27 protein-coding genes and 1 pseudogene are annotated in these 22,772 nt (G+C 60.4%); 16 read left to right on the top strand and 12 right to left on the bottom strand.

The window, feature by feature from the left end:
- Positions 1 to 28: 28 nt before the first annotated feature.
- Both K6M89_RS02610 and K6M89_RS30900 read right to left on the bottom strand, forming a co-directional pair.
- The gene (locus tag K6M89_RS02610) at positions 29 to 1,846 is read right to left on the bottom strand and encodes a methyl-accepting chemotaxis protein (protein WP_222138338.1); all 1,818 of its coding nucleotides are present in this window, start codon (positions 1,844 to 1,846) and stop codon (positions 29 to 31) included.
- Between the two features lie 228 nt (positions 1,847 to 2,074).
- A pseudogene (locus tag K6M89_RS30900) lies at positions 2,075 to 2,278 on the bottom strand (EF-hand domain-containing protein); the annotation flags it as partial.
- Positions 2,279 to 2,440: 162 nt separating this feature from the next.
- Here K6M89_RS30900 and K6M89_RS02605 point away from each other — a divergent pair.
- The 10 genes from K6M89_RS02605 to K6M89_RS02560 all read left to right on the top strand — a co-directional run bounded on the left by K6M89_RS02605 (position 2,441) and on the right by K6M89_RS02560 (position 10,374).
- Positions 2,441 to 3,088, top strand: a complete 648-nt coding sequence (locus K6M89_RS02605) for a TetR/AcrR family transcriptional regulator (RefSeq protein WP_222138337.1) — start codon at positions 2,441 to 2,443, stop codon at positions 3,086 to 3,088.
- A gap of 368 nt (positions 3,089 to 3,456) precedes the next feature.
- Positions 3,457 to 4,296 carry a transporter substrate-binding protein gene (locus K6M89_RS02600; protein ID WP_222138336.1) on the top strand — a complete coding sequence of 280 codons (840 nt, stop codon included), beginning with the start codon at positions 3,457 to 3,459 and terminating at the stop codon, positions 4,294 to 4,296.
- A gap of 160 nt (positions 4,297 to 4,456) precedes the next feature.
- Positions 4,457 to 5,119, top strand: a complete 663-nt coding sequence (locus tag K6M89_RS02595) for an amino acid ABC transporter permease (protein WP_222138335.1) — start codon at positions 4,457 to 4,459, stop codon at positions 5,117 to 5,119.
- A gap of 5 nt (positions 5,120 to 5,124) precedes the next feature.
- Positions 5,125 to 5,784, top strand: a complete 660-nt coding sequence (locus K6M89_RS02590) for an amino acid ABC transporter permease (RefSeq protein ID WP_222138334.1) — start codon at positions 5,125 to 5,127, stop codon at positions 5,782 to 5,784.
- 12 nt (positions 5,785 to 5,796) lie between these two features.
- Complete coding sequence (locus tag K6M89_RS02585) at positions 5,797 to 6,567, top strand: amino acid ABC transporter ATP-binding protein (protein WP_222138333.1); 771 nt, start codon at positions 5,797 to 5,799, stop codon at positions 6,565 to 6,567.
- 157 nt (positions 6,568 to 6,724) lie between these two features.
- Entirely contained in the window at positions 6,725 to 7,474 is a 750-nt protein-coding gene (locus tag K6M89_RS02580; RefSeq protein ID WP_222138332.1) for a GntR family transcriptional regulator, read from the top strand.
- A 4-nt stretch (positions 7,475 to 7,478) separates the two neighbouring features.
- Complete coding sequence (locus K6M89_RS02575; protein WP_222138331.1) at positions 7,479 to 8,264, top strand: transporter substrate-binding domain-containing protein; 786 nt, start codon at positions 7,479 to 7,481, stop codon at positions 8,262 to 8,264.
- A 79-nt stretch (positions 8,265 to 8,343) separates the two neighbouring features.
- Complete coding sequence (locus K6M89_RS02570) at positions 8,344 to 9,015, top strand: amino acid ABC transporter permease (protein ID WP_097581498.1); 672 nt, start codon at positions 8,344 to 8,346, stop codon at positions 9,013 to 9,015.
- Positions 9,012 to 9,671, top strand: a complete 660-nt coding sequence (locus tag K6M89_RS02565) for an amino acid ABC transporter permease (RefSeq protein WP_097581497.1) — start codon at positions 9,012 to 9,014, stop codon at positions 9,669 to 9,671. Before K6M89_RS02570 ends, K6M89_RS02565 begins: the two co-directional genes overlap by 4 nt.
- Positions 9,649 to 10,374, top strand: coding sequence for an amino acid ABC transporter ATP-binding protein (locus K6M89_RS02560; protein WP_097581496.1), 726 nt, complete (start codon positions 9,649 to 9,651; stop codon positions 10,372 to 10,374). The genes K6M89_RS02565 and K6M89_RS02560 overlap by 23 nt, the downstream gene beginning before the upstream one ends.
- Before the next feature lie 139 nt (positions 10,375 to 10,513).
- Here the strand turns inward: K6M89_RS02560 and K6M89_RS02555 are convergent, their stop codons facing one another.
- Positions 10,514 to 11,002, bottom strand: a complete 489-nt coding sequence (locus K6M89_RS02555; RefSeq protein WP_097581548.1) for a cupin — start codon at positions 11,000 to 11,002, stop codon at positions 10,514 to 10,516.
- 244 nt (positions 11,003 to 11,246) lie between these two features.
- On the bottom strand, positions 11,247 to 11,909 hold the full coding sequence (locus K6M89_RS02550; RefSeq protein ID WP_097581495.1) for a ZinT family metal-binding protein: 663 nt from the start codon (positions 11,907 to 11,909) through the stop codon (positions 11,247 to 11,249).
- A 280-nt stretch (positions 11,910 to 12,189) separates the two neighbouring features.
- On the opposite strand from K6M89_RS02550, the gene K6M89_RS02545 reads away from it, so the two are divergent.
- The gene (locus K6M89_RS02545) at positions 12,190 to 12,579 is read left to right on the top strand and encodes a nuclear transport factor 2 family protein (protein ID WP_246642285.1); all 390 of its coding nucleotides are present in this window, start codon (positions 12,190 to 12,192) and stop codon (positions 12,577 to 12,579) included.
- A gap of 119 nt (positions 12,580 to 12,698) precedes the next feature.
- Here K6M89_RS02545 and K6M89_RS02540 read toward each other — a convergent pair whose 3' ends face one another.
- Together K6M89_RS02540 and K6M89_RS02535 are read right to left on the bottom strand one after the other, a co-directional pair.
- Positions 12,699 to 13,436 (bottom strand): PspA/IM30 family protein, encoded by a 738-nt coding sequence (locus K6M89_RS02540; protein WP_097581494.1) that lies wholly within the window; start codon positions 13,434 to 13,436, stop codon positions 12,699 to 12,701.
- Complete coding sequence (locus K6M89_RS02535; RefSeq protein WP_097581492.1) at positions 13,433 to 13,879, bottom strand: YjfI family protein; 447 nt, start codon at positions 13,877 to 13,879, stop codon at positions 13,433 to 13,435. Before K6M89_RS02535 ends, K6M89_RS02540 begins: the two co-directional genes overlap by 4 nt.
- A gap of 104 nt (positions 13,880 to 13,983) precedes the next feature.
- Between K6M89_RS02535 and K6M89_RS02530 the strand changes: the two genes are divergently transcribed.
- From K6M89_RS02530 to K6M89_RS02510, 5 genes are read left to right on the top strand one after another with little or no spacing between them, the layout of a single operon-like run.
- A complete protein-coding gene (locus tag K6M89_RS02530; RefSeq protein ID WP_222138329.1) occupies positions 13,984 to 15,039 on the top strand; it encodes an ion channel in 1,056 nt (351 codons plus the stop codon).
- The gene (locus K6M89_RS02525; protein ID WP_222138328.1) at positions 15,036 to 15,695 is read left to right on the top strand and encodes a YjfK family protein; all 660 of its coding nucleotides are present in this window, start codon (positions 15,036 to 15,038) and stop codon (positions 15,693 to 15,695) included. Before K6M89_RS02530 ends, K6M89_RS02525 begins: the two co-directional genes overlap by 4 nt.
- A gap of 34 nt (positions 15,696 to 15,729) precedes the next feature.
- Complete coding sequence (locus tag K6M89_RS02520) at positions 15,730 to 16,131, top strand: DUF350 domain-containing protein (RefSeq protein WP_222138327.1); 402 nt, start codon at positions 15,730 to 15,732, stop codon at positions 16,129 to 16,131.
- A gap of 12 nt (positions 16,132 to 16,143) precedes the next feature.
- Positions 16,144 to 16,740: a DUF1190 domain-containing protein gene (locus tag K6M89_RS02515; protein ID WP_222138326.1), complete on the top strand. Its 597-nt coding sequence runs from the start codon at positions 16,144 to 16,146 to the stop codon at positions 16,738 to 16,740.
- A 1-nt stretch (position 16,741) separates the two neighbouring features.
- On the top strand, positions 16,742 to 17,899 hold the full coding sequence (locus K6M89_RS02510) for a glutathionylspermidine synthase family protein (protein WP_222138325.1): 1,158 nt from the start codon (positions 16,742 to 16,744) through the stop codon (positions 17,897 to 17,899).
- Positions 17,900 to 17,991: 92 nt separating this feature from the next.
- On the opposite strand, the gene K6M89_RS02505 is transcribed toward K6M89_RS02510, so the two are convergent.
- The 6 genes from K6M89_RS02505 to K6M89_RS02480 form a co-directional block, all read right to left on the bottom strand.
- A complete protein-coding gene (locus K6M89_RS02505; protein ID WP_097581485.1) occupies positions 17,992 to 18,324 on the bottom strand; it encodes a type II toxin-antitoxin system RelE/ParE family toxin in 333 nt (110 codons plus the stop codon).
- Positions 18,321 to 18,560 (bottom strand): type II toxin-antitoxin system ParD family antitoxin, encoded by a 240-nt coding sequence (locus K6M89_RS02500; RefSeq protein ID WP_097581545.1) that lies wholly within the window; start codon positions 18,558 to 18,560, stop codon positions 18,321 to 18,323. Before K6M89_RS02500 ends, K6M89_RS02505 begins: the two co-directional genes overlap by 4 nt.
- Positions 18,561 to 18,660: 100 nt before the next feature.
- Positions 18,661 to 19,644, bottom strand: a complete 984-nt coding sequence (locus K6M89_RS02495) for a sugar kinase (protein WP_222138324.1) — start codon at positions 19,642 to 19,644, stop codon at positions 18,661 to 18,663.
- A gap of 16 nt (positions 19,645 to 19,660) precedes the next feature.
- A complete protein-coding gene (locus tag K6M89_RS02490) occupies positions 19,661 to 20,476 on the bottom strand; it encodes a carbohydrate ABC transporter permease (RefSeq protein WP_222138323.1) in 816 nt (271 codons plus the stop codon).
- Positions 20,476 to 21,417, bottom strand: a complete 942-nt coding sequence (locus K6M89_RS02485; RefSeq protein ID WP_183843114.1) for a carbohydrate ABC transporter permease — start codon at positions 21,415 to 21,417, stop codon at positions 20,476 to 20,478. Before K6M89_RS02485 ends, K6M89_RS02490 begins: the two co-directional genes overlap by 1 nt.
- Positions 21,414 to 22,742, bottom strand: a complete 1,329-nt coding sequence (locus K6M89_RS02480) for an ABC transporter substrate-binding protein (protein ID WP_222138322.1) — start codon at positions 22,740 to 22,742, stop codon at positions 21,414 to 21,416. Before K6M89_RS02480 ends, K6M89_RS02485 begins: the two co-directional genes overlap by 4 nt.
- Positions 22,743 to 22,772 lie beyond the last annotated feature (30 nt).

Raw genomic sequence — 22,772 nt, 5'->3', positions numbered from 1 at the left:
GCGAGATGCGTTTCGCCGGCCGGCCACGTTAAGCCGCTTTCGGCGATCTCGACCCGGCAGCTGCCGCATCGATCTGGAAGCGGCTGACAACGCCTTCCAGCGTCTGCGTCTGGCCGCCGAGCGCGCGGCAGGCCGAGACGGTTTCCGCAGCCATGGCAGCGTTGCGCTGCGTGACCTCATCGAGCGCATGGACGGAGGCGTTGATTTCCCCGATCGCCAAGGCCTGCTCGGAAGATACCGAAACGATGCGAGCGATCAGGCCGGCAACCTGCTCGACCTGGCCTTCGATTTCCATAAGCGCCTTGCCGGTGCGGTTGACGAGCTCCACGCCGGTGGAAACCTCAGACGATGATGTGGAAATCAGAAATCTGATCTCTTTGGCGGCGTTGGCCGAACGGAGGGCGAGCTCACGCACTTCCTGCGCCACGACGGCGAAACCTTTGCCGGCTTCGCCGGCGCGGGCGGCCTCGACGCCGGCATTGAGCGCCAGGAGGTTGGTCTGGAAGGCGATCTCGTCGATGACGTTGACGATCGCGCCGATCTGGGCGGATGAGCCTTCGATCTTTTGCATGGCGGCGATCGCTTCGCGCACGACGGCGGCCGAATGTTCGGCGCTGCTGCGGGTCTCGGCCATCATGCCGGTCGCCTTGCCGGCATGATTGGAAGCGTCCTTGGCCTTGGCGTTCATTTCGCCGAGCGCGGCGGTTGCCTCTTCGAGCATTGCGGCCTGCTGTTCGGTGCGTAATGCAAGGCTGTCGGCGGCATTCGTGATGCCGGCGGAAGAACTGCCCACCTGTCTGGAAGTATGGGCAATCTGCGACATCGAGGCGCCAAGCGCATTCATGCTGTCGTTGAACTTGGCCCGCAACATCTCGTAGGCGGGGGCGAAGGCTGTGGTGATCCGGCAATCGAGATTGCCGTGCGAGAGCTGGTCCAGGCCGTAAGTCAGCTGATCGATGACCGTCTCGCGTGTCTGTTCCTCGGCCGCCTTTTCGGCCATCTGGCTGCGTTCACGTTCGAATTCGGCATCGCGAAGCGCCGTTTCGCGCTTCTGTGCGTCCTGCCGCTCCAGTGCGTTACGGCGGAAGACCGCCACTGCCTTGGACATGGCGCCGATCTCGTCGGAGCGGTTGGCGTAGGGGACTTCGGTCGAAAAATCGCCTTCGGCGAGGTTGCCCATATAGGCCTTCATGCCATCCAGCGGCACGATGGCCCGGCGGCGCAGAAGATAAAGCCCAGCCAGCAGCAGGGCCAAGGAGCCGAAGCCTGCGGCGCAGGCATAGATCGTCCACGTGACAATCTCCGAGGCTGCATTGCTCTCTTCGCCCTTCAGGAAAGCGTCGGAATTTGCGACGAGCTTCTCGACCGCATCCTGATGTGCATGGAAGGCGATGCGCAATTGCCCGATCGCACCATGCGCCTTGTCTTCGTCCTTCGCATTCAGGGCTGGGATGATCGCTCGGTTCATCACCTCCCAGAAGACATCGCCCTTGGCGAGCACATCGTTCTCGAGCTCGTCCTTCAAAGCCTGCGGCAGCCGCGTCGATTTCCAATAGGCGCGCCGGTCGTCGTAAGCGGCCTTGAGATTTGCGATTTTGGCAAGATTGGTCTCGGTCAGTTCGGGAAATTTACTGGCTTCGAAAGAGAGCATGTAAGATTCGACCACGAACAGCGGTGGCGGCAGAATATCGGCGATCAGATCCTTGCCGTAAACCACCTGCTCGTAAACCGGACCGTTGACCTTCAGCCGTTCGAGCGCCGATTGCTGCAACCCGATCGATACGAGAAGGCCGGTCGAAACAGCAACGCCAAAGGCCACCAAACTGCGGGCAATAGTAAATGCCAAGACCGTCTCCAAATAACTTTGCGGCATCTCTTCTTCGAGATGCCTGATGTACGTGGATCATTATTTCGCAAGAACGCTGCGATATAGTTAATACTTTTGGTTCTCAGGGCCTCGGCGAGCTATTTGCGAGCCTGTCAAGTGACCAAAATTGGGTCGATCTTCCTATATTGGGTATCGAGCCATCACCCGCCACTTTCATGGCGGAGGGGGTCGGGTTTATACTCCGGGTTGATCCGAGAAGCGGTTCATCGACAATTCCATCATCTGCGACAAAAGTTTGACGGCGCTGCTGGAGGCGTGTTCGGCGAACTGCTGGTTGTGGTTGTTTTTTTTTCTGAAACCGTATTACACGAAAGGATGTCCTCGGATGCGGACGTCGAGCTCCTTATAAGCATAGGAAGAGATTGATGTTGCAGCAAAAATGGTCGTCATAAGCGCTCCATCGCTAAGGGGTAGGAAGCAACGCAATGCAGAACTGATGAGTTCCATAAATCGAAATCGCTAATGCTACAACCTCACAAATCATTCTTCAGAAATCGTACTGGGTTGTCTCAGGTCATCGGCATGCACTTCGGCAGGGCGGTTTAGACAATCATGAAAATTATGGATGAGCCCGCAGGCGAGCCGCGCAGACGAGGCCGGCCGAAAGTCTCCACCGACGAAGACAAGCGGCTGCAGATCGTCGAAGTCGCCCGCCGGGTTTTTGTGAAATATGGATATGCAGGAAGCACGACCGCGCTCGTCGCCTCCGAAGGGGGCGTTTCCAAACAGACGCTCTACCGCCTGTTTGAGAGCAAGGAAGATCTGTTCGCCGCCGTCGTCGCTGCGCATCGGCGCCTGATGCTTGATCTGCCGCGGCCTGCCGAAGATTGTTCGATCGCAGAAAGCCTTGAACGGATCTTCATGCTCGACATGGACGAGGATAAAGATGCGGACCGCGCCGGTTTCCTGCAGCTCGTCTTCCGTGAAGCCGCGCAATTCCCTGAGCTTGTCGATATCCTGCAACGGGAAGGCATGCTTGCCAGCCGACAGGAACTGGCCGACTGGCTGAGCGATCGCCGGGCCGAAGGCCGGCTCACCCTGGACGATCCGGTGGGCGGAGCCCGGATGCTGATGGACATGATCTTCGGGGGCATGGGGCCTCCGGAGGGCCGTGCTCAAGCTTGGCCCGATCGGGCAGCCCTGCTTGCCCATCTTCGCCGCTCAATTGCGATCTTCGCCGCCGGCGTAAGCGCCGCCTGAGCGAACCAGAGACATTTCTGACTTCTGGCTTCCCGGCGACGATATTCCCGCAGAGATGAGATGTTTCAATCGTGACGGCCGCAGGCTTTCGCACGGCACCGTCTCGAACATGGACGTCGAGAATAATCGCCGCGAATTTTGCTTCGACTATCTTGGCAATCCCGAGCGGTCAGAACGCAGCCAGTGGTCCGTTCGGAAGCGGTCGAAAATGCTGCACTGCCAAAAAAATCACCACGCGCACTGCTGCGCGTTTTTTCGGCATGACCCATTGACAATTCATCTTTGATGGCACTTGATACATTATTCCAGTAAAACAGACATGCGTCCATTATACTGGAACAATGGGAACCATCCATAAGGGGAACGCCATGACCATTTCCTTTCGCACCAGTGTGATATCGCTGGTCGCCGCCGCTTTGTTGTCCACGCCTGTGCTCGCCGAGGGCAGCAAGCTCGATGAAGTGCTGGCCCGCGGCCATCTCGTTCTCGGCACGGGCAGCACCAATGCGCCCTGGCACTTCAAGAGCGCGGACGACAAGCTTCAGGGTTTCGATGTCGACATGGGCCATATCATCGCCAAGGCCCTGTTCGGCGATCCGGAGAAGATTGAATATGTCAACCAGTCCTCGGACGCCCGCATCCCGAACATCACCACCGACAAGGTCGACATCACCTGCCAGTTCATGACCGTTACGGGCGAACGCGCCCAGCAGGTAGCCTTTACCATTCCCTATTATCGCGAGGGTGTCGGCCTGATGCTCAAGGCGGACGGAAAATATGGCGACTATGCCGCTCTGAAGGCGGCAGGCTCCTCGGTCACCATCTCGGTTCTGCAGAACGTCTATGCCGAGGCGATGGTGCATGCGGCATTGCCGGAGGCGACCGTCGACCAGTACGAATCCGTCGACCTGATCTATCAGGCACTGGAGTCGGCGCGCGCAGATGCCGTCGCCACGGACCAGTCGTCGCTCGCCTGGTACATGACGCAGAACCCGGGCCGCTACAAGGACGCCGGCTACGGCTGGAACCCGCAGACCTATGCCTGCGCCGTCAAACGCGGTGATCAGGACTGGCTGAACTTCGTCAACACCGCGCTTCACGAAGCCATGACCGGCGTCGAATTCGACTTCTACGCCAAGTCCTTCAAGACCTGGTTCGGCAAAGACCTGACGCCGCCGCAGATCGGCTTTCCCGTCGAATTCAAGTGACGGTCATGCGAGGCGGGACCTCAAGCCCGCTCCGCTGGAACAGGATGATCTTAGGCCCGGTTCGGCCTAAGATCGGAATCCGGTTCTGAATCGAGTTGGAGCATGACGTCGTCCGGACCGCTCGCGCGTTCGGCATCAGCTCTGGTCTGAAAGGACCCGCATGGGTTACACGCTGAATTTCGCTGCCGTCTGGCGCAACTTCGACTTTCTCTTAAGCGGGCTTGCCCTCAGCCTCGGGCTTGCGGTGATCTCGATCCTGATCGGGGCCGCAATCGGTCTTGTGGTGGCCTTCGCGCTGACATCCAGGAGCCGCTTCGCACGCGTGCCGGCGCGCGTCTATGTCACTGTCATTCGCAACCTGCCGATTCTCGTCCTTGTGCTTTTCGCCTTTTTCGCACTGCCACAGGTGGGCTTGCGCCTCGACAAGATGAAAAGCTTCGTTCTGGTCTTATCCCTCTATTCCGGCGCCTATCTGGCCGAAGTGTTCCGGGCCGGCCTGCTGTCGATTCCGAGAGGATTGACCGAAGCGGGTCTCGCCATCGGCCTGACCGGGATGCAGATCCGCAGTTCCATCATTGCACCGCTGATGCTGCGCAACGTGCTGCCGTCGCTCTCCTCGACGATCATCTCGCTCTTCAAGGACACGTCGCTCGCCGCCGCCATCGCCGTGCCCGAGCTGACGTTCGCCGCCCGCAAGATCAATGTCGAGAGCTTCCGCGTCATAGAAACCTGGATGGTCACATCAGCTCTCTATGTCGCGACCTGTTTCCTCATCGCTGCCTTGATGCGCTTTGTCGAGCGCCGTCTGGCCCTGCCGAGATAGTCCCGATGTCCCACACTTTTCTCGAACAACTCTGGATCGCCCGCTACGTCATCATGAACGGCATCGCCATGACGGTGTCGATCTCTCTGCTGGCCATTCTCGCAGGCTCCGTCCTCGGCGTCTTCGTCGGTCTGGCGCTCGTTTACGGCGGCGTGGTTTTACGCCTCCTCGTACGCGCCTATACGGATATCATCCGCGGCACGCCGGTGCTGGTGCTCGTGCTGGCAAGCTATTACGTCTCCGCCGCGGTCGGTCTCGATCTGGGGCCGTTTTCCGCCGGCGTGCTCGCCCTTGCGATCTTCTGTTCTTCCCATGTCGGCGAAATCGTGCGCGGAGCGCTTCAGGCGATCCCGAAGGGGCAGACGGAAGCCGCCAAGGCGATCGGCCTGACCTTTACCCAGACCTTCACCTCGGTGCTGTGGCCGCAGGCCATGCGCCAGTGCCTGCCGGCCTGGGTGAATACGGCGGCGGAGATGGTGAAGGCCTCGACGCTGCTCTCGGTCATCGGCGTCGCCGAGCTTCTCCTGCGCACGCAAGAGATCATTTCCCGGAATTTCATGAGCCTCCAGTTCTATTTTCTGGCCGGTGGACTCTATTTCATCGTCAACTACGGCATCGAGCACTTCGGCAAATATGTCGAGCGCAAGACCGCCCTGCCGTCCTGAGGAGACGTCCCGATGGCCAAGATCATTCTCGACATCAAGGGTCTGCGCAAGACTTACGGCATCCATGAGGTTCTCAAGGGCGTCGATTGCGCCGTAGAGGAAGGCGAGGTCATTTCGATCATCGGCTCGTCCGGCTCCGGCAAGACCACCCTGCTGCGCTGCGTCAACATGCTCGAGGAATTCCAGGGCGGCACGATCAGCCTCGACGGCGAAGAGATCGGCTATCGCGTCGACGGCGCGAGCCGGCGGCGCAAGAGCGAAAAGGAGATTGCCCGCCAGCGCGCGCTGACCGGCATGGCCTTTCAGCAGTTCAATCTCTTCCCGCATATGAGTGCCGCCGAAAACGTCATGCTCGGCCTCGTCAAGGTGAAGAAGATGACGAAGCCGGAGGCCCGCGTCATCGCGGAAAAATGGCTCGACCGCGTCGGCCTCGCCGCCCGCACTAACCATTATCCCGGTCAGCTCTCCGGCGGCCAGCAGCAGCGCGTCGCAATTGCCCGCGCCATCGCCATGTCGCCGCGGCTGATGCTGTTCGACGAGGTGACCTCGGCGCTCGACCCGGAACTGGTGGGCGAAGTGCTGCAGGTGATCAAGGGGCTTGCCGCCGACGGCATGACCATGCTGCTCGTCACCCACGAGATGCGTTTCGCCTACGAGGTTTCGTCCCGCGTCATCTTCATGAACCAGGGCGTCATCTGCGAGGAGGGCGATCCGAAGGAAATGTTCGTGCGGCCGAAGACCGAACGGTTGGCCGAATTTCTCAAAAACTCGAGCTTCAACTAAGACGGGGCGAAGCGTGCGGCAGGTCGGCGAGGGGGCCGCGCTCGCTTAAATTACATTCAGTCTGCATTCCCGGCAGGCATATTTTCCGCAAAGCATCCGAGACATGCCGAAAATCCTGACCGCAGGATTTTGGCATGCGCTTTGCTTTCTGTCTTGTATGCAAGATAGCCACACATCCGAGACTAACCAGAAGTCCATCGAGGCGACGATCGTCTCCGGCATCCTGTCCGCCAAGATCAGGCCCGGTACGCGGCTTGGCGAAAACCAGTTGGCGGCACTCTTTGGCGTGTCCCGAACCCGCGTCCGTGAAGCCATGATGCGCCTGGAGACCCGCGGCATCGTGCATGTCAGCCCCCGGCGGGGCTGGTTTGTCGTCGAGCCGTCCGCCGAAGATGCGATCGCGGTTTATGAGGCAAGGCGTATCGTCGAGGCCGGTTTGCTGCGCAGCATGCGCGTGCTGACGGAGGAGGGCCGCAAGGCTCTCGACGCCCATCTGAACGAGGAGAGGAATGCGATGGCGGCGGGCGACCGCCAGCGCCTGACCTATCTGATGGGCGATTTCCATATCCGCGTCGCGGAACTGAGCGGCAACGCCATCATCGTCGATATCCTGCGCGACCTGACCGCGAGGACCATCCTCATTTCGATGCTCTATCAATCCGAATTTCATGCGGCGCAGTCCCACGAGGGGCACTGCCGCATTTTCGAGGCCATGCAGGCAGGCGATTTCGGCAGAGCTGCGGCGCTCTCCGTCGAACATCTTGATGAAGTGGAAATGGGCCTCGACCTCACGGCGCGCCCGGATCCGCTTTCGGACCTGCGCAATTCCCTGTCGCTGCCGCCCAAGGCCGCCTCCGCCGTCTCCCGACAGTCAGACTTGAAAACCACAACCTCAAAGGAGCAATGAACACATGCTGACAAGACGAGTCTTCTTCGCAATCGCGTCCCTGGCCGCGACTTTCGGCTTCAACGCGCCGTCGCACGCCGATGCCCTCGCCGATATTACGGCGCGCGGGACGCTGCGCGTCGCTGTCCCACAGGATTTCCCGCCCTTCGGCAGCGTCGGCACCGATATGGCGCCGATGGGCTATGATATCGACGTGGCCAATCTCATCGCCGAAAAGCTGGGCGTCAAAGCCGAGCTGGTGCCGGTCACGAGTGCCAACCGCGTCCCCTATCTGCAGACGAACAAGGTCGATCTCGTCATATCAAGCCTCGGCAAGAATCCGGAGCGCGAAAAGGTGATCGATTTCTCGGTCGCCTACGCGCCCTTCTTCAACGGCGTGTTCGGACCGGCCGATCTTGCGGTCGCCAAGGCGGAAGATCTCGCGGGCAAGAGCATCGGTGTCACGCGCGGCGCCGTCGAAGATCTCGAGCTGACGAAGATCGCGCCAACCGATGCGACGATCAAGCGTTACGAGGACAATAACGGCACCATCTCGGCGTTCCTCTCCGGCCAGGTCGACATCATTGCCACCGGCAACGTCGTGGCGGCTGCGATCCTCGCCAAGAATCCTCCCAAGCGCCCTGAGCTGAAGTTCCTCATCAAGAACTCGCCCTGCTACATCGGCCTCAGCAAGGAACAGTCCGCCCTGCTGGAGAAGGTGAACGGCGTTATCGCCGCCGCCAAGACCGACGGCACGCTGAACGCGATATCGCAGAAGTGGCTCGGCGCCGATCTGCCGTCCGATCTGTAAGCAAACCTGGATCTTGCGCATGTCTCCCGCGCGCCCCGCGGGATGACATGCGCTCCGTCACCGCAAGAGGGGACATTCCTTGAGCTACCATTTCGAATTCGGCTGGCTGCTTCAATATTACCCTGACATCATCAAGGGCATATTCGTCACCTTGGAGCTTATCGCGGTCGGCGGGGTGCTCGGCATTTCGCTCGGCATTTTCTGCGCCTGGGTGCGGGCACTCGGCCCGGCCTGGCTGAAACCGGTCGTTGCGGCCTATGTCGAGCTGATCCGCAACACGCCCTTCCTGATCCAGCTCTTTTTCATCTTTTTCGGTCTGCCGTCGCTCGGTCTGCATCTTTCCGAACTGACGGCGGCCAACCTTGCAATGATTGTCAACCTCGGCGCCTATAGCTGCGAGATTATTCGTGCCGGTATCCAGGCAACGCCCAAGGGCCAGTTCGAGGCGGGCGAGAGCCTGGCGATGACGCGCTTCGAAACCTTCCGGCATGTTGTTCTCGTGCCTTCGCTGCAGCGCATCTGGCCGGCGCTGTCGTCGCAAGTGGTCATCGTCATGCTCGGCTCAGCGGTCGTGTCGCAGATCGCCGCCGAGGATCTAACGTTCGCGGCGAATTTCATACAATCGCGAACCTTCCGCGCCTTCGAGGCCTATATCGTCTCGACCGCCATCTATCTCGTGCTGGCGATCCTGCTCCGGCAGGTGCTGGGTCTGATCGGCGGGTTCATTTTCCCGAGGAGAACAGCACGATGATCACGTTCACACTCTGGGATATCCTGCGCAACCTGCTGCTTGCCACCCGCTGGACGATCCTTCTTTCGCTGGTCTCCTTCGTTGGGGGGGGTCTGGTTGGCCTGTGTCTGCTATTCCTTCGCATCAGCAGGCGCAAGGCCGCCAGGGCTTTTGCGAAATACTACATAGAGCTCTTCCAGGGTACGCCGCTGCTGATGCAGCTGTTCATCGCCTTTTTCGGTCTCGGTCTCTTCGGGATAGACGTGCCGGCCTGGCTTGCGGCGGGATTGGCGCTGATCTTGTGGAGTGCCGCCTTCCTCACCGAAATCTGGCGAGGCTGCGTCGAAGCAGTTGCGAGGGGGCAATGGGAAGCCGCGGCCAGCCTTGGCATGGGCCGTCTGCAGCAGATGCGCTACGTCATCCTTCCGCAGGCGCTGAGGATCGCCATACCGCCGACCGTCGGTTTCTCCGTTCAGATCGTCAAGGGGACGGCGCTGACCTCGATCATCGGCTTCGTCGAATTGTCGAAAGCCGGCACCGTGGTCACCAACGCCACCTTCCAGCCCTTCACCGTCTATGGGCTCGTCGCCCTCATCTACTTCGCCCTTTGCTGGCCCTTGTCGAAAAGCAGCCAGATCCTGGAGAGGAAGCTCAATGTCGCTCATCGAAATCACTGACGTCCGCAAAAGCTACGGGACCAACGAGGTGCTGAAGGGCATCAACCTCAATGTGGAGCCTGGCGAGGTCATTGCCATCATCGGCAAGAGCGGTTCGGGCAAATCGACGCTGCTTCGCTGCATCAATGGCCTGGAGACCATTACCGACGGCTCCATCTCCGTGGCCGGCGCGCAGCTTCTCGACGACGAAGTCCATCTGAAGGCGCTGCGCCTCAAGGTCGGCATGATTTTTCAGCAGTTCAACCTCTTTCCGCATCTGACTGCCGGCGGCAATGTCATGCTGTCGCAGACCGTGGTCAAGAAGACCCCGAAGGCCGAGGCAGAAGCGACCGCCCGCAAGATGCTGGAGCGGGTGGGGCTGGGTCAGAAGTTCGATGCCTATCCGGATGAGCTCTCGGGTGGTCAGCAGCAACGTGTTGCCATTGCCCGCGCGCTCGCCATGCAGCCGACCGCGCTTCTCTGCGACGAGATTACCTCGGCGCTCGATCCGGAACTGGTCGCCGAAGTTCTGGCCGTCGTGCGCGAGCTTGCCGCCGAGGGAATGACGCTCCTGATGGTCACCCATGAGATGAAGTTCGCTCGCGACGTCTGCAGCCGCGTCGTCTTCATGCATCAGGGCAAGGTCCACGAAGCAGGCCGGCCGGAGGCTGTCTTCGCCAATCCGCAGACTGCCGAGCTCAGGCAGTTTCTCGGTGTCGGCTAAAGCGCGTCGCATGAATCAAATTTTGCGACGCGCTTTAGCTCTTTGTTTTTATGCATGTCGTTGTCCCGGAACCGCTGCACACTTCCGGGCGACATGCATGAGAGTCGTCATGGTGGCCGCGTGATTGGGCGGCGAACAGCTACCGCCATCTCTTGGTGAGAAATCCCGACGGACCTTGAACGGGATCGCTGTGGGGGAGGGGTACGGACGCGATTTTTGCCAGCATGTCGCTGGATGCAGCCGAAGTCTGAATGTCGGCATGCTGTCCCTTGGGATAAGCGCCGACGACCTGGAAGTCCGACGTGCAGCCGAGATTTTGGTGCCCTGTCCCGGCCGGAAGCACCAAACAGTCGCCCGCCATGACCTTCATTGCTTGACCGCTGGGACCCCCGATCAAGAGGGTGGCACTACCCCGTGACACTCCGAGCGCCTCATGTGCGCCGGCATGGTAGTGCTGATAATCGAAGACACCGTTTGTCCAGAGGCCTGTCCAACCGCTTGCCGCGAAGCGCTCTTCGAAATCACAAGGTCCGTCGTCGTCAACAAGCCCCTTGTAAAGCAATACAGGAAGGCGCTGGTTGTTCGGGACCCAGTCGCTCGGCTCGAACATTGTCGTTTCGACGTGCATGTTGAATGCCCGGGTTGTCGTCGATTGCGGTGGCGCGAAGCGGCTCAAGCTGTTCATACGGTGGAGGCTCTCTTCGCCGACGTCACTGGTGCCGGAGCCTTCAAAACCCCAACTTTGGTGATTGCCAAAGGTTCCTCGACGCGCCGCAGCTTCGGGGAGGAGACCCGGCGGGAGACCGCCGGATGCTCCGTGCTTGAGAGGGCGCTCGGCGCCCGATTTGGCTACGTGCGGTTGCCCCGGCGGGTCAGTGGGCCAGCATCTCCTCGACGATCTGCTTGCCATTCAGGTTCGCGGGGTAGTAGGTCGGCCAGTTGGTGACCTCATTCAGCAGCGCGGCGCGGTCATTACCCCAGTAAAGATGGTAATGGTCGGCCTTCTCGGGGGCGACGATGTGGTCGCTGAACTGAATGAACCGAGGTGCGGCGTCGTCACCGGCGCTTTTTTTGAAGACGAAACGAACGCCTCGATTACCCTTCTTGTAGGTGAGGATTTCGTGCCCATCCGTCTCGTAGTCTCCGGTCACGGGGTCCTTGCCGCGGAAAAACGTAACCTTCTTTCCGTTGATGACGATCCGGTCGACGTCGGTCTTGTATCCCGTGTCATAGTAGGCACGATAGTCCCCGGCGCTCTTGTCGCCATGTTTCGCCTTGTCGGCCATCACCGGATCCAAGGTCCCGTCGACAAGATAGGGGTAGACAGACTGCCAGTCGCCTTCCCAGTCCGACAGTTCACGCGCCTTTACCTGATCGTCATCGAAATACCCTTCATGCACCGACCCCTTCTTATCGTGGGAATGGCTATGGCTGTGATTGTTTCCCGAAGATGTCTGGGCGCCTGCCGTTCCCGCAAACGTCAATGTTGCGGATACAGCCAGGGCGTAGCTGAGTGTTGTGATCGCCTTGTTCATTCACTGAAACCTTTCGATTGGCCGGCACGGCTCGTGCTTGAGCTGTCATGTAATAACATTACGAGCGCCAATTAGCGTGATTTGACTGCAAGCGCAAGGAGCTTGAACGGGACCTGCGCATCAACACCGCCAAGGCAGAAGCGATGTTGCAAAGGCAGCTGCGCCCTGAGGAGGAAACAATCCGCGCCTGCGGTCAGAGCCTGATAGACAACGGCCTGGTGACCGCCGGTCGTCAAAATTGACCTGCTCGGCGAAGAGCAAATGCATCCAGGAGATGAGAATGACAAGCAATCAAACTGCAGCAGACCGGATCCGTGAAATCGAGCGCACCCGGCTGCGTGCACTGGTCGCGGCCGATATGTCCGCGGCCAGGCCTCTTCACGCCGATGATTTTCAATTGATCACGCCAATCGGTGTAGCCCTCTCACGCGAGGATTATCTAGGCGCTATCGCAGCCGGACACATCAGGTATCGGGCTTGGGAGCCGGGTGACATTGCGGTCCGCCTCAATGGCTCCGCCGCCGTGATATGTTATCGTGCGCGCCTCGAAGTCATCTTCAACGGGCACGCCGTGCCGCCCGGGGAGTATTGGCACACAGATACTTATGAACTCCGCGACGGCGAATGGATGGTTGTCTGGTCGCAGGCAACAGCCATCGGCCGCCCATAGCCGCGAGATCGGCGCCCCGCCGCAAAGAGATCTTCGCCTTTGCGAGATCCATCGAAGTTCCACGTGCGGCCGCTCCGTCTTCAGGAATAAATATCCCGACAGGGCGGCCGCTCCGGGAATTATCGGTCCTTGTTGCCGGCAGGGGCGGGAAGCAAGACTGGCTCGGCCGAGCGTGTCGGCGCCATCAGCTGTGCAAGGACGTCGTCGGCCGACTGGCTCGAACTGCCGATGCCGGCCTCGCGCAGCTGGCGGTCGAGATCGCTGCCGTTTTCCAGCGCGGCCAGTTCAGCCCCGGCTTCGATGCGGCCGGCGGTGATTTCCTGACGTTTCTTGATGCGTTCGAGACTTTCCACGGCGCTGCCAAGACGGGTGTTGATGCCCGACTGGTTATGAGCGATCGCTGATTGGGCGCGCAGCAGCGACTCGTTGGCTTTGACGTTCTCCACCTCGCGCTTCATCTGCGCGATGCGCGACTCGGTTTCCTGGATCGTGCGCAGCATCTGCTGCTGGCGGGGCAGCAGCCGATCGAGCTCTTCCTGGTCTCGCTGCACTTCGGCGCGACTATTGGCAATGCGCTGCGCCAGACCCTGCGCGAGATCCGTACGGCCCGCGGAGATCGCAGCGCGGGCGCTGTCGGTATCCTTGGTTTCCTTTGCGCGGTTTTCTTCAAGCCGGCGCATGACGCTCTTGTTCGATGCCATGATGCCGGCCAGATCGGATCGCGCCCGGCGCAGCGACTGTTCGGCGTCGCGAATTTCCTGGTCGAGAATGCGCATGGATTGGCTGTCGGCGGCTGCTTCTGCTGCCTCGTTGATGCCGCCGCGAATGGCGGTAAAAATCTTTCCCCAGGTGCTCACGCTTCAATCTCCCCGCTTTTCCATTCTTCAATCATATGCGCTGCATCGACGGCGTTGGCAGCCAGAATGGCGACTTCCTCGACAACGGTCTCGGCCGGCGAGCGTGCTGAAAGCGAGCCAAACAATTCGTACCATTCCTCACCGTCGATCGTGGTGATGCCGAAACTGGAGAGTGGCACGAACTTGTGCGTCTTCAGAACCATGCGTTCGAAGGCCTCTCGGTTGGGCACCTCCTTGCATGGCACCAGAACAACGCTGACGAGGATGTCGCGCTCGCCGCTCACCGTGACGAAAACGTCAAGATCGCCGCTTTCCTTCAGCGTTACGCACAAGACGTCCCCGTGTTCGGGTACGGCGACATCAACATCGCCGAGCGCCTCCGGATCAGCGGCGAACAGGCGCGTTAAAGTGGTGAGGTTCCAGGTCTCCAAAAAGTCCTCCATCGGTTAGAGCGTCAAAAATATCTGGGTAGTCGGTTTACAACTTAAAGGTCTGGCGCGCGAAATAAATTTCGGTAGGGTGCACGTTAGCAACGGGGGTGAATCGCTTGCCATTTATCGCTTCATTTCTGCGGCGTATATATCTTTCGCTCGGCGAATTGGCATGGTCAGCCGTTTTTCTTATCCTCGTTCTCCATCTGGTCGTGTCTTACCTGCTCTTTATGCTGGCAGGCGAGGACGATCTCGTCGGCAACCCGGTCGACTTCCTTTATTACTATATGGTCACTGCAACGACTGTCGGCTATGGCGATCTTTCTCCAAAGTCGGCGCCCGGCCGGATCATCGCCGTCCTGGTCGTTCTTCCCGGTGGCATTGCCATCTTTACGGCAGTTCTTGGCAAGTTGTTGACAGCTATCGGTACGATCTGGAGGAATCGCATGCGCGGATTGGGTGATTACAGCGAACGCGCCGGCCACATCATCGTTCTGGGCTGGCAAGAGGGGCAGACATACCAGACGCTGCGGCTGCTGCATTCCGAACGCCATGCCAACGAGCCGATGAGCGTTCTGGTCGCCAAGGATCTGCCGGAAAATCCCGCCGCCGACTACGCTGACTATATCAGAAGCGATCGGCTTGCCGATGCCGACGCTCTGATGCGGGCCGGTGTGGCTGAGGCGCGCGCGATCATCGCGCGCGGCGCCAATGACGATGAAACGCTGGCCGCAGTCCTGATTGCCGAGGATCACGCACCCAATGCCCATATCGTGGCCTATTTCGCCGATGACCGCACGGCACAGATGGTCAAACAGCTGCGGCCGCGCGTCGAGGCGGTCGGCTCGCTCGCCGAGGAACTTCTATCGCGTTCGGCGCGTGACCCGGGCTCCTCGGAAATCGCCGCACGGCTGCTGTCGGCCGCCTCTACAGACACGGCCTTTTCCCTGCCGGTACCGCCTTTGCAAACGCCACTACTCTATGGCGACGTATTTTTAAGGCTCAAGCGTCGGTACAATGTGACACTGGTGGGCATGCTGAGCGAGGGCGTGACCGATCTTAATTGCCGAGACGAGACGCCGATGCGCGGCGGCGAGACTCTTTACTACATCAGCGGAATGCGGCTAGATCCCGGTGCCATCGCCTGGGCTAGAATGGGAGACGAAACATGATCGGCTGGTTCGGCGGAAACAAGGACGAAAAACCCCTGCCAAAAGAGCTCGGTCCCTTGAACGTGGCCATCGGCGGGGCGTTCGAGATCGATTTCCTCTCCCTTGAAGCCGATGCTTTGGGCGGCGAGCCGGCCATGCCGCTGCCACGGAGCGGGCCGTTCATCATTGCCGGCTACGGTGAGGTTTCGCTCGATGCCGCCACGGTTCTGTCGCGCTACTACGATGAAGAGAACCGGATGATTCAGGTGATGTCGGCCTCGGGCAAGCCGGGTGACGCGATCGACGATATCAGCTTTTATCAGCCGTGGGACAGCGTCGTGCCGGCCGGTCAGAGCGAATGGAGCCGCTGGACCGGTCCGGCCGGTCTGATCGGCCAGCCATCCTATGATGCCGACGGGATCCTCTATAACCGATTCTGGGGCGACGGCCCGGAACGCGCCCAACTGGTGGAATTTACCGAAAAGGTCGACGACGGCGAAGCGCAGCGCTCCATTCATCAGACCTGCATGTTGTATTACCGCCCACTTGGCTCGACGCGCGAAATGCTTCTGATCAACGTCGAGCGCGACCTCGACCTCGGCCAGAGCCAGGCGGGCAGTTCAGTGGAATTTCTGATCGGTTACGGTCTGGCTCCAGCCGATGTTCGCCGCGTCTGATGGACCCTATCAATTTTAACGGAGGAATTTATCAATGCTCGATTACGTGGCGGGCCTGCCTGCCTTCCTTGGCTATTTCGCCGTCGGTCTAGCCGCATACGCTGTTTTCGCGGTGGTCTACACATTCCTGACACCGCAAAAGGAAGTCCAGCTCATTCGCGCAGGCAATCTTGCCGCGGTCACGGCATTCTTGGGAGCGCTTGTCGGTTTCAGTCTGCCTCTGGCTTCGGCCGCGGCCAATTCGGTCAGCATCGTCGACTATATCATATGGGCGGTGGTCGGCATTCTGGCGCAGATCCTCGCTTTCTATATTGCGAATTTCACCATGACGGACCTGCATGAGAAGATCACTGCCGACAATATCGCCGCAGGCATCTGGGGCGGCGGCATCGCGCTGGTCATCGGTATTCTCAACGCCGCCTGCATGACCTATTGAGGGGAGGGAACGATGCGCAGACGTAAGAGCGGGCATAGACGACCTTTCCTGGCCCTTGGCACTATCGCTGCCTCGACCCTGGCGCTATCCGGTTGCGGCGATCAGACGCCTTCGGAGGTTATGTTCACCTCCGTCGACCAATGCGTGGCATCCGGCATGGACCGGCAGGTCTGCCAAGCCGGCTATCAGGATGCGATGCGGGCCCACCTCGCCGCCGCGCCGCGTTTCGACGGCATGGCCGCCTGCGAAGCCGAATATGGCAAGGGCCAGTGCACGGAACAGCAGGCAAGCGCCGTCCCCAACAATACCGGCGGCAGCGGCAGCTTCTTTACGCCGTTCCTGGCAGGCTACATGCTGTCTTCGGCACTGAACAACATCAGCGACTATTCCGATTATCGCCGGCGCCAGGAGGCGAGTGGTTCCTACTACGGTTCGACGCCGATTTATCGCAATCGCTCGGGGCAGACACTGACAACGACGGTTCGCTCAGGCGGCGCGGACAGTGTGACTGCGCCTTCGCGCCAGAGTGTCAAGCCGATCAATGTCAATACCCGTACCGTCGCCCGGCAGGGCTTCGGGGGCCGTTCGTCCTTCAGTTTCGGCGGCTGACATGAAGCGCATCACTCTTCCCGCGCGTCCTGATTGGCGTGACAAGGCGCGCGCCGTCGGCTTCGGATTTCACGTCATGTATGGCGAGCCCTACTGGCTCGACGATGCCGCCTATACGTTCACGCTCGATGAGATCGAGACGCAGATCGAAGAACCGAGCCAGGAACTGCATGACATGTGCATGGATCTGGTCGGTGATATCGTCGGCAGCGAAGAGTCGCTCGACAGGCTGGCCATTCCGGAGGACCTGCGCGATGTGGTGCAGCGCTCCTGGCAGCGTCGCGACCAGCATCTTTACGGCCGTTTCGATCTTGCTTACGACGGCAGCGGCCCGGCCAAGCTGCTCGAATACAACGCCGATACTCCCACCTCCGTCTTCGAGACTGCCTATTTTCAGTTCAACTGGCTGACCGATCAGATCGCTTTGGGGGTTCTGCCGAAGGAAGCGGACCAGTATAATTTCCTGCAGGAGAGCCTTGTCGAGGCGTTCGACCAGTTTCCCAAGGAGCCGATCTTCCACTTCGCGGCGATAACCGACAATGAGGAGGATCGTGGCACGACGGTCTATCTCATGGACTGTGCGGTACAGGCTGGCCATCGCGTCGAGCTTCTCGACATCCGCGAGATCGGCATCGACGCTGAGGGCCGCTACACCGATCTCAAGGATCGGGTGATCGACCGCTGCTTCAAGCTGTACCCGTGGGAATTCATGCTGCGCGAGCCGTTTGCCCGCGAACTCGCGCGCTCGGGCGATGTCTTCGTCGAGCCCGCCTGGAAGGCTGTGCTTTCCAACAAGGGCCTTCTGCCTTTGCTCTGGCAGCGCCACCCCAATCACCCCAATCTTTTGCCGAGCTATTTCACCGATGACCCGGCGGCGTCCACCTTGACCGACTATGTGCGCAAACCGCTGTTGTCGCGAGAAGGTGAGAACGTCACGATATTTCGACAGGGGCGGGAACTGGTTTCGGCTCCGGGCGATTACGGCGACGAAGGTTTCATCATCCAGGCCTATGCTCCGCTTTTCGAAAGCGACGGCGGCTTCGCCGTGCTCGGCAGCTGGGTCGCCGGTGATCGTGCATGCGGTCTTGCGGTTCGCGAAGATCGGACACGGATAACGGCCAATCTATCGCGTTTCGTGCCGCACGTTATAATGGAATGAAAGTTTTGGTAACTCCCGATGCGAGCAAAAATGGCATAAGATAGCTTATGGAACCAAAGCCTTCAGAAGAAGGGCCATCACAAATAGCCGTGCTATTCCGATGCCTCTGAATCCTGCAGCCACGCTGGAATATCCTGCTTGGCGTGCAGAATCCGCCATACGTCGACATGGTCGGCCCGCTCAAGGTAGAAGATCACATAGGGAAAACCCCTGATCGTCATGCAGCGCAGATCGAGCAGGCCGAGTTCATATGCGTAGCGCAGCGAACCGGATGCGGGATGCTCTGCGATCAAGGTATAGGTCGATTGCAGTGCATCGATGAAGCCTATCGCTATCTGTGCTCCCGCGGTGTGAGCGTAATAATCCACCGCATTCTCGACATCCCCGCGAGCCGACTGGCGGGGGACGATCGGTTTCGCGGTCACTTGGAGCTTTGTTTCGTCGCGCGCTCGCGCAAACTATCGAAATAGCTCGTATTAACGGGTTCGGTCGCCTCGGATGACGCGCCCTCAAGCAGAAGATTGCGCAACTGCTGCCGATCCCGATCGCGACGGATCAGTTCGCGCACGTACTCGCTGCTCGTGCCATATCCTCGACCGGCGACCTGCTGGTCGACGAAGTGCTTCAGATTATCCGGTAGCGAGATATTCATTGTGCTCATGGGACCAAAGTAGCCACCATGGCAAAATTTGGCAAGCCTGAGCCCTCCTACAGCGGCGAGGCGCATGGCGCCGTCGGCGACGCCACTGCGTCCGGCTCAGCTATCGAACGATTTTGTTCGCCTGCTGGGAAACGCCGACGTTCCAAGCCCGAAGAGCATCGCTCACCTCGGCTCGCGTGGGCGCGCCGGTGCGTCCGCCGAACACCTGGCATTTGAGCGCCGCCGCCATGGACGACAATCGCATCGTCTCTTCGATCGGCAGGCCTTCAGCGATCGCCAGCGCGAACGCGCCATGGAAGATGTCGCCTGCCGCAAGCGTGTCAACCGCTCTGACCGTCGGAGCGGCAAGATGGCGGATGGCGCCGCTTGGTTCATCGAACCAGAGGGAGCCGCTCTCGCCAGCCGTGACGCTGATGAAAGCATGTTCAAATTTGCGCTTCAGAAGGCCCACGCTTTCCACGAGCTCTGCCGTTCCGGCAAGCCGCTCGGCGGCCGGCTGCGAAAAGATGATGTGAGAGGCGGCCGGCGCAAGCATCTCGATGACGCCCTCGCCTGCAACATCGCCATCGAGAATGGCAGGTTTGCCGGCTTCGCCGGCCGCGATCAGCGTCCGCAACGCCAGCTTCGGCCAGCGGACGTCGACCAGCACGGCATCGAAGGCAGAAATCTCCTGCGCGCTGACCGGCCTGACCGTATCGTGCAGCCGCTCGTCGTAGAAGGGCACGATCAAGCGCTCGCCCTGGTCATCGATGAGGATCGTCGAGATGGCCGAGCGGGCGCCGTCGACACGCAGCATGTCGCGCGTCTCGATGCCGCTCTTGCCGAAGTCGGCTATAATGCGTTCGCCGGCGGCATCGTCGCCAACCGCGCCCCAGAGGCTGGCGGCGCCGCCGAGCCGGACGATGGCGTAGGCGGCACTCGACGCCATGCCTTCGGCGACCTGCAGCATCTCATAGGGCAGGATCTTGCCCTGGCCGGCGGGCAAAGTTCGGACGCGAAACAGCGTGTCCAGAACCGCGGCGCCGACACATAATACGCGGCGCGGCGGACCGGGCGGCGGGTCGAAGCTGAAGGAGGTTATCAAGAGCCGCCTCGCCCGCTCATTTGACGGCTCCGGCCGTCAGGCCTGCCACGATCTGCCGTTGCGCGAACACGGTCAAGATCAGCACGGGCAAAGTGACGATCAACGCCGCCGTTGCAAGCGGCCCCCAACTGACCTGTTCGAAGGAAAGCATGTTGTAGACGGCGACGGGAAGTGTGCGCGTCTCGCGGCTGGCGAGCACGATACCGAAGACGAAGTTGTTCCAGGAGAAGATGACCGACAGGATGAAGGAGACGACGATGCCCGGCCTCGCGATCGGCAGAGCGACCAGGCGGAAAACCTGCCAGGGGGTGGCGCCGTCGATGCTTGCGGCCTCTTCCAGCTCCATCGGCGTGGTTTCGAAATAGCCGATCATGATCCAGACGACGATCGGCACCGTGACCACGAGGTGGATGATGATCTGCGGCATCAGTGTTCCGAGCAGGTTCAGCCACTGGAACAGCAGGAAGAGCGGAATGAGGAAGGACAGCCCCGGCGTCATGCGCGCGATCATGATGACCATCGCCGACTTCTCCGCCTTCAGGCGCGCAATGCCATATCCGGCGGGCACGCCGATCAAGAGCGCCAGAAGCGTGGCGCTGCCTGTCACCAGCAGCGAATTCCAGAGATAGAGGAAGAAGTTGTTTTCCTCGAAGACCTTCAGATAGTTCGTCCAGGCAAAACGCTCCGGAATGAAGATCGGCGGATAGGCGCCGTTGTCGATTTCATATTTCAGCGACAGCGAGATCATCCAGAGGAAAAACAGGATGACTGGCGAGATCATCACCAGAGCGACGAACAGCAGCCCGATGCGGTCGAGCGTCTTGCGCTTCATCAGCGTCCCTCCCCGTTCGACCAGTTCGCCCGCTGCCGGACCATCAGAAGCACGAAGGACAGCAGCACGATCAGGATGAAGAAGATGACCGCCATGGCCGAGCCATAACCGATATCGTAATAGGCGAAGGCAGTGTTGTAGAGATAGATGTTGATCGTTTCCGAGGCCGTGCCGGGACCGCCCTGGGTCATGGCGTAGATGATGTCGAAGCTCTTCACCGCATCGATGCTGCGGATGATCACGGCGATCATCAGGAACGGCGCAATCATCGGCAGCGTCAGATAGCGGAATTTCTGCCAGACATTCGCTCCGTCGATCTCCGCACTTTCATAGGGCTCGCGCGGAACCGCCGCCAGGCCGCCGAGCACGATCAGCATGACGAGCGGCGTCCATTGCCAGGTCTCGACCAGAACCAGGGAGGGGATGACGCTGCTCTGGTTATAGATCCACTCCTGCGGTCCAATGCCGACAAAGGACAGGAGGTAATTGAGAACCCCGAGTTGCGGATGGAACATCATCGTCCACACTAGCGCGATGGCGACAGGCGTCGCCATCATCGGCATCACGAATATGCCGCGCAAAAGACCGCGGAACGGAAATTGGGCATCGAAGATCAGCGCGGCGAGCGTCCCGAGAAACAGGGGCGCCGCCACGGAGAGCGTCGTATAGAGCACCGTGTGCCAGAGCGACTCCCAGAAACGCATGTCGACCGCCAGGCGGGCGTAATTGTCCAGCCCCGCAAAGACTTGCGATTGACCGAGCGTCCAGCTGTTCACGCTCATCCACAGGGTAAAGACCCATGGAAAGACGATGACGGCGGCTATGACGATCAGCGCCGGGATGACGAAGGGCCAGTAGTTGGGAGCAAACCGATCCGGTTTGCTCCTTCCTTTGGACGCGGCCTTGGTCGCTGCGGCCGTTTCGATGCTCGCCGCCATTATCCCTCGCTTTTCGCCAGCACGGGTTCGAACTGGGCCGTCGCCGCCTTCAGCTCGGTTGCCGGATCGGCGCCGCCGATCATGTTGGTCAGACCGACGCCATAGATGTCGCGGAACTCGGTGACCGGAATGATCACAGGCAGCGCGAGCTGCGAAATCTTGCCGGAGCCGGCGACCGCATCCAGCCATGCGGCCGGCATCTTGACGCCTTCGGGGACCTTCGCATCCTCGAGAACGGACTGGCGGAAAGGAACGCCGGCGCCGGCCTGCAGCAGGCGCGCGCCCATGTCGTGCGAAATCGCCCATTGGCAGAAGAGGTAGGCTGCTTCCTTTTTCTGGCTTGCCGCGACGACGCCAAGGCCGTCGCCGAAGGTTCCCGCCGCCTGCGCCTTCGGGCCTTTCGGCATGATGCCGTACCCGACCTGGCCGACGACACGCGACTTTTCCGGGTTCTCGATCGGCGGCGCAAAGCCGACGCCGTCCAGCCACATCCCGATCTTACCTTGCAGGAAGGCTGACTGCGCCTCGGCCCAGTTGAAGCCGGAGACGCCGGGAGGGGCGGTCTTGGTCATCAGCCTCTGGTACAGCGTGGCGGCATCGATCGCTTCCTGCGATGTCGTGCGCAGCTTGCCGTCCGGTCCGAGCGGGCTCGAACCGTAGCCGAGCAGCAACGTCGTCCAGACCGGCGTGTTGGCGTTCTTCAGGCCGCGGGCGACGAAGCCGTAGGTGTTGGTCGAAGGATCGGTCAGCGCTTCGGCGGCACTTGCCAGTTCTTCGAAGCTCGTGGGGTAAGCAAGCCCTTTCTTTTCGAACAGCGCCTTGTTCCAGTAGATGATCCAGTAATCGACCGAGAAAGGCAGCGAACGCAGGACGCCATCCGCATCCTTGGCGAAGGCGAGGCCTGCTTCGGCAAAATCGCTTTCAGTGAGCGACGGATCGGTCAGAGCCGGGTCCTTGAGGAAACCGCTGATATCGGCAAGCCAGCCGCCCTTCTCGAACTGCCGCTTCTGAACGTGGTAGCTCATGTGCACGACGTCGAAGCTCGGCTTGCTGGAACTGAGCTCGATGGTCGTCTTCTGGCGCTGCTGCTGTTCGGGCGTTGCTTCGGCATTGACCTTGATGCCGGTGAGTTCCTCGAACTCGGGCAGGTACTTGGTCAGGATCTCGCTGCGCGGGCTCTTGACCAGGTTGACTTCGAGCGTGGTGCCGGCGAAGCGCTTCCAGTCGACGGCAGCGGCGGCCGGCCGCATGCCGAGCATGCTGCTGGCCCCGAGAGCGGCAGTCCCCGCCAGAAAACCGCGCCGCGTCGGATTGAAGAATGATGGCATGTTGATCCTCCTCCTTTTGCCGGCGATCTC

It is taken from the genome of Rhizobium croatiense, assembly GCF_019793465.1.
Lineage (GTDB): Bacteria > Pseudomonadota > Alphaproteobacteria > Rhizobiales > Rhizobiaceae > Rhizobium > Rhizobium croatiense.
Note: the sequence above shows the minus strand (reverse complement) of the source record. Positions and strands in the feature narration are given on the sequence as shown.

Coding starts and splice junctions, on each gene's coding strand:
- K6M89_RS02480 (WP_222138322.1), bottom strand. CDS start 22,742: ATGCCATCATTCTTCAATCCGACGCGGCGCGGTTTTCTGGCGGGGACT.
- K6M89_RS02605 (WP_222138337.1), top strand. CDS start 2,441: ATGAAAATTATGGATGAGCCCGCAGGCGAGCCGCGCAGACGAGGCCGG.
- K6M89_RS02565 (WP_097581497.1), top strand. CDS start 9,012: ATGATCACGTTCACACTCTGGGATATCCTGCGCAACCTGCTGCTTGCC.
- K6M89_RS02490 (WP_222138323.1), bottom strand. CDS start 20,476: ATGAAGCGCAAGACGCTCGACCGCATCGGGCTGCTGTTCGTCGCTCTG.
- K6M89_RS02550 (WP_097581495.1), bottom strand. CDS start 11,909: ATGAACAAGGCGATCACAACACTCAGCTACGCCCTGGCTGTATCCGCA.
- K6M89_RS02560 (WP_097581496.1), top strand. CDS start 9,649: ATGTCGCTCATCGAAATCACTGACGTCCGCAAAAGCTACGGGACCAAC.
- K6M89_RS02525 (WP_222138328.1), top strand. CDS start 15,036: ATGATCGGCTGGTTCGGCGGAAACAAGGACGAAAAACCCCTGCCAAAA.
- K6M89_RS02575 (WP_222138331.1), top strand. CDS start 7,479: ATGCTGACAAGACGAGTCTTCTTCGCAATCGCGTCCCTGGCCGCGACT.
- K6M89_RS02535 (WP_097581492.1), bottom strand. CDS start 13,879: ATGGAGGACTTTTTGGAGACCTGGAACCTCACCACTTTAACGCGCCTG.
- K6M89_RS02520 (WP_222138327.1), top strand. CDS start 15,730: ATGCTCGATTACGTGGCGGGCCTGCCTGCCTTCCTTGGCTATTTCGCC.
- K6M89_RS02600 (WP_222138336.1), top strand. CDS start 3,457: ATGACCATTTCCTTTCGCACCAGTGTGATATCGCTGGTCGCCGCCGCT.
- K6M89_RS02590 (WP_222138334.1), top strand. CDS start 5,125: ATGTCCCACACTTTTCTCGAACAACTCTGGATCGCCCGCTACGTCATC.
- K6M89_RS02500 (WP_097581545.1), bottom strand. CDS start 18,560: ATGAGCACAATGAATATCTCGCTACCGGATAATCTGAAGCACTTCGTC.
- K6M89_RS02510 (WP_222138325.1), top strand. CDS start 16,742: ATGAAGCGCATCACTCTTCCCGCGCGTCCTGATTGGCGTGACAAGGCG.
- K6M89_RS02545 (WP_246642285.1), top strand. CDS start 12,190: ATGACAAGCAATCAAACTGCAGCAGACCGGATCCGTGAAATCGAGCGC.
- K6M89_RS02585 (WP_222138333.1), top strand. CDS start 5,797: ATGGCCAAGATCATTCTCGACATCAAGGGTCTGCGCAAGACTTACGGC.
- K6M89_RS02580 (WP_222138332.1), top strand. CDS start 6,725: ATGCAAGATAGCCACACATCCGAGACTAACCAGAAGTCCATCGAGGCG.
- K6M89_RS02555 (WP_097581548.1), bottom strand. CDS start 11,002: ATGCACGTCGAAACGACAATGTTCGAGCCGAGCGACTGGGTCCCGAAC.
- K6M89_RS02595 (WP_222138335.1), top strand. CDS start 4,457: ATGGGTTACACGCTGAATTTCGCTGCCGTCTGGCGCAACTTCGACTTT.
- K6M89_RS02515 (WP_222138326.1), top strand. CDS start 16,144: ATGCGCAGACGTAAGAGCGGGCATAGACGACCTTTCCTGGCCCTTGGC.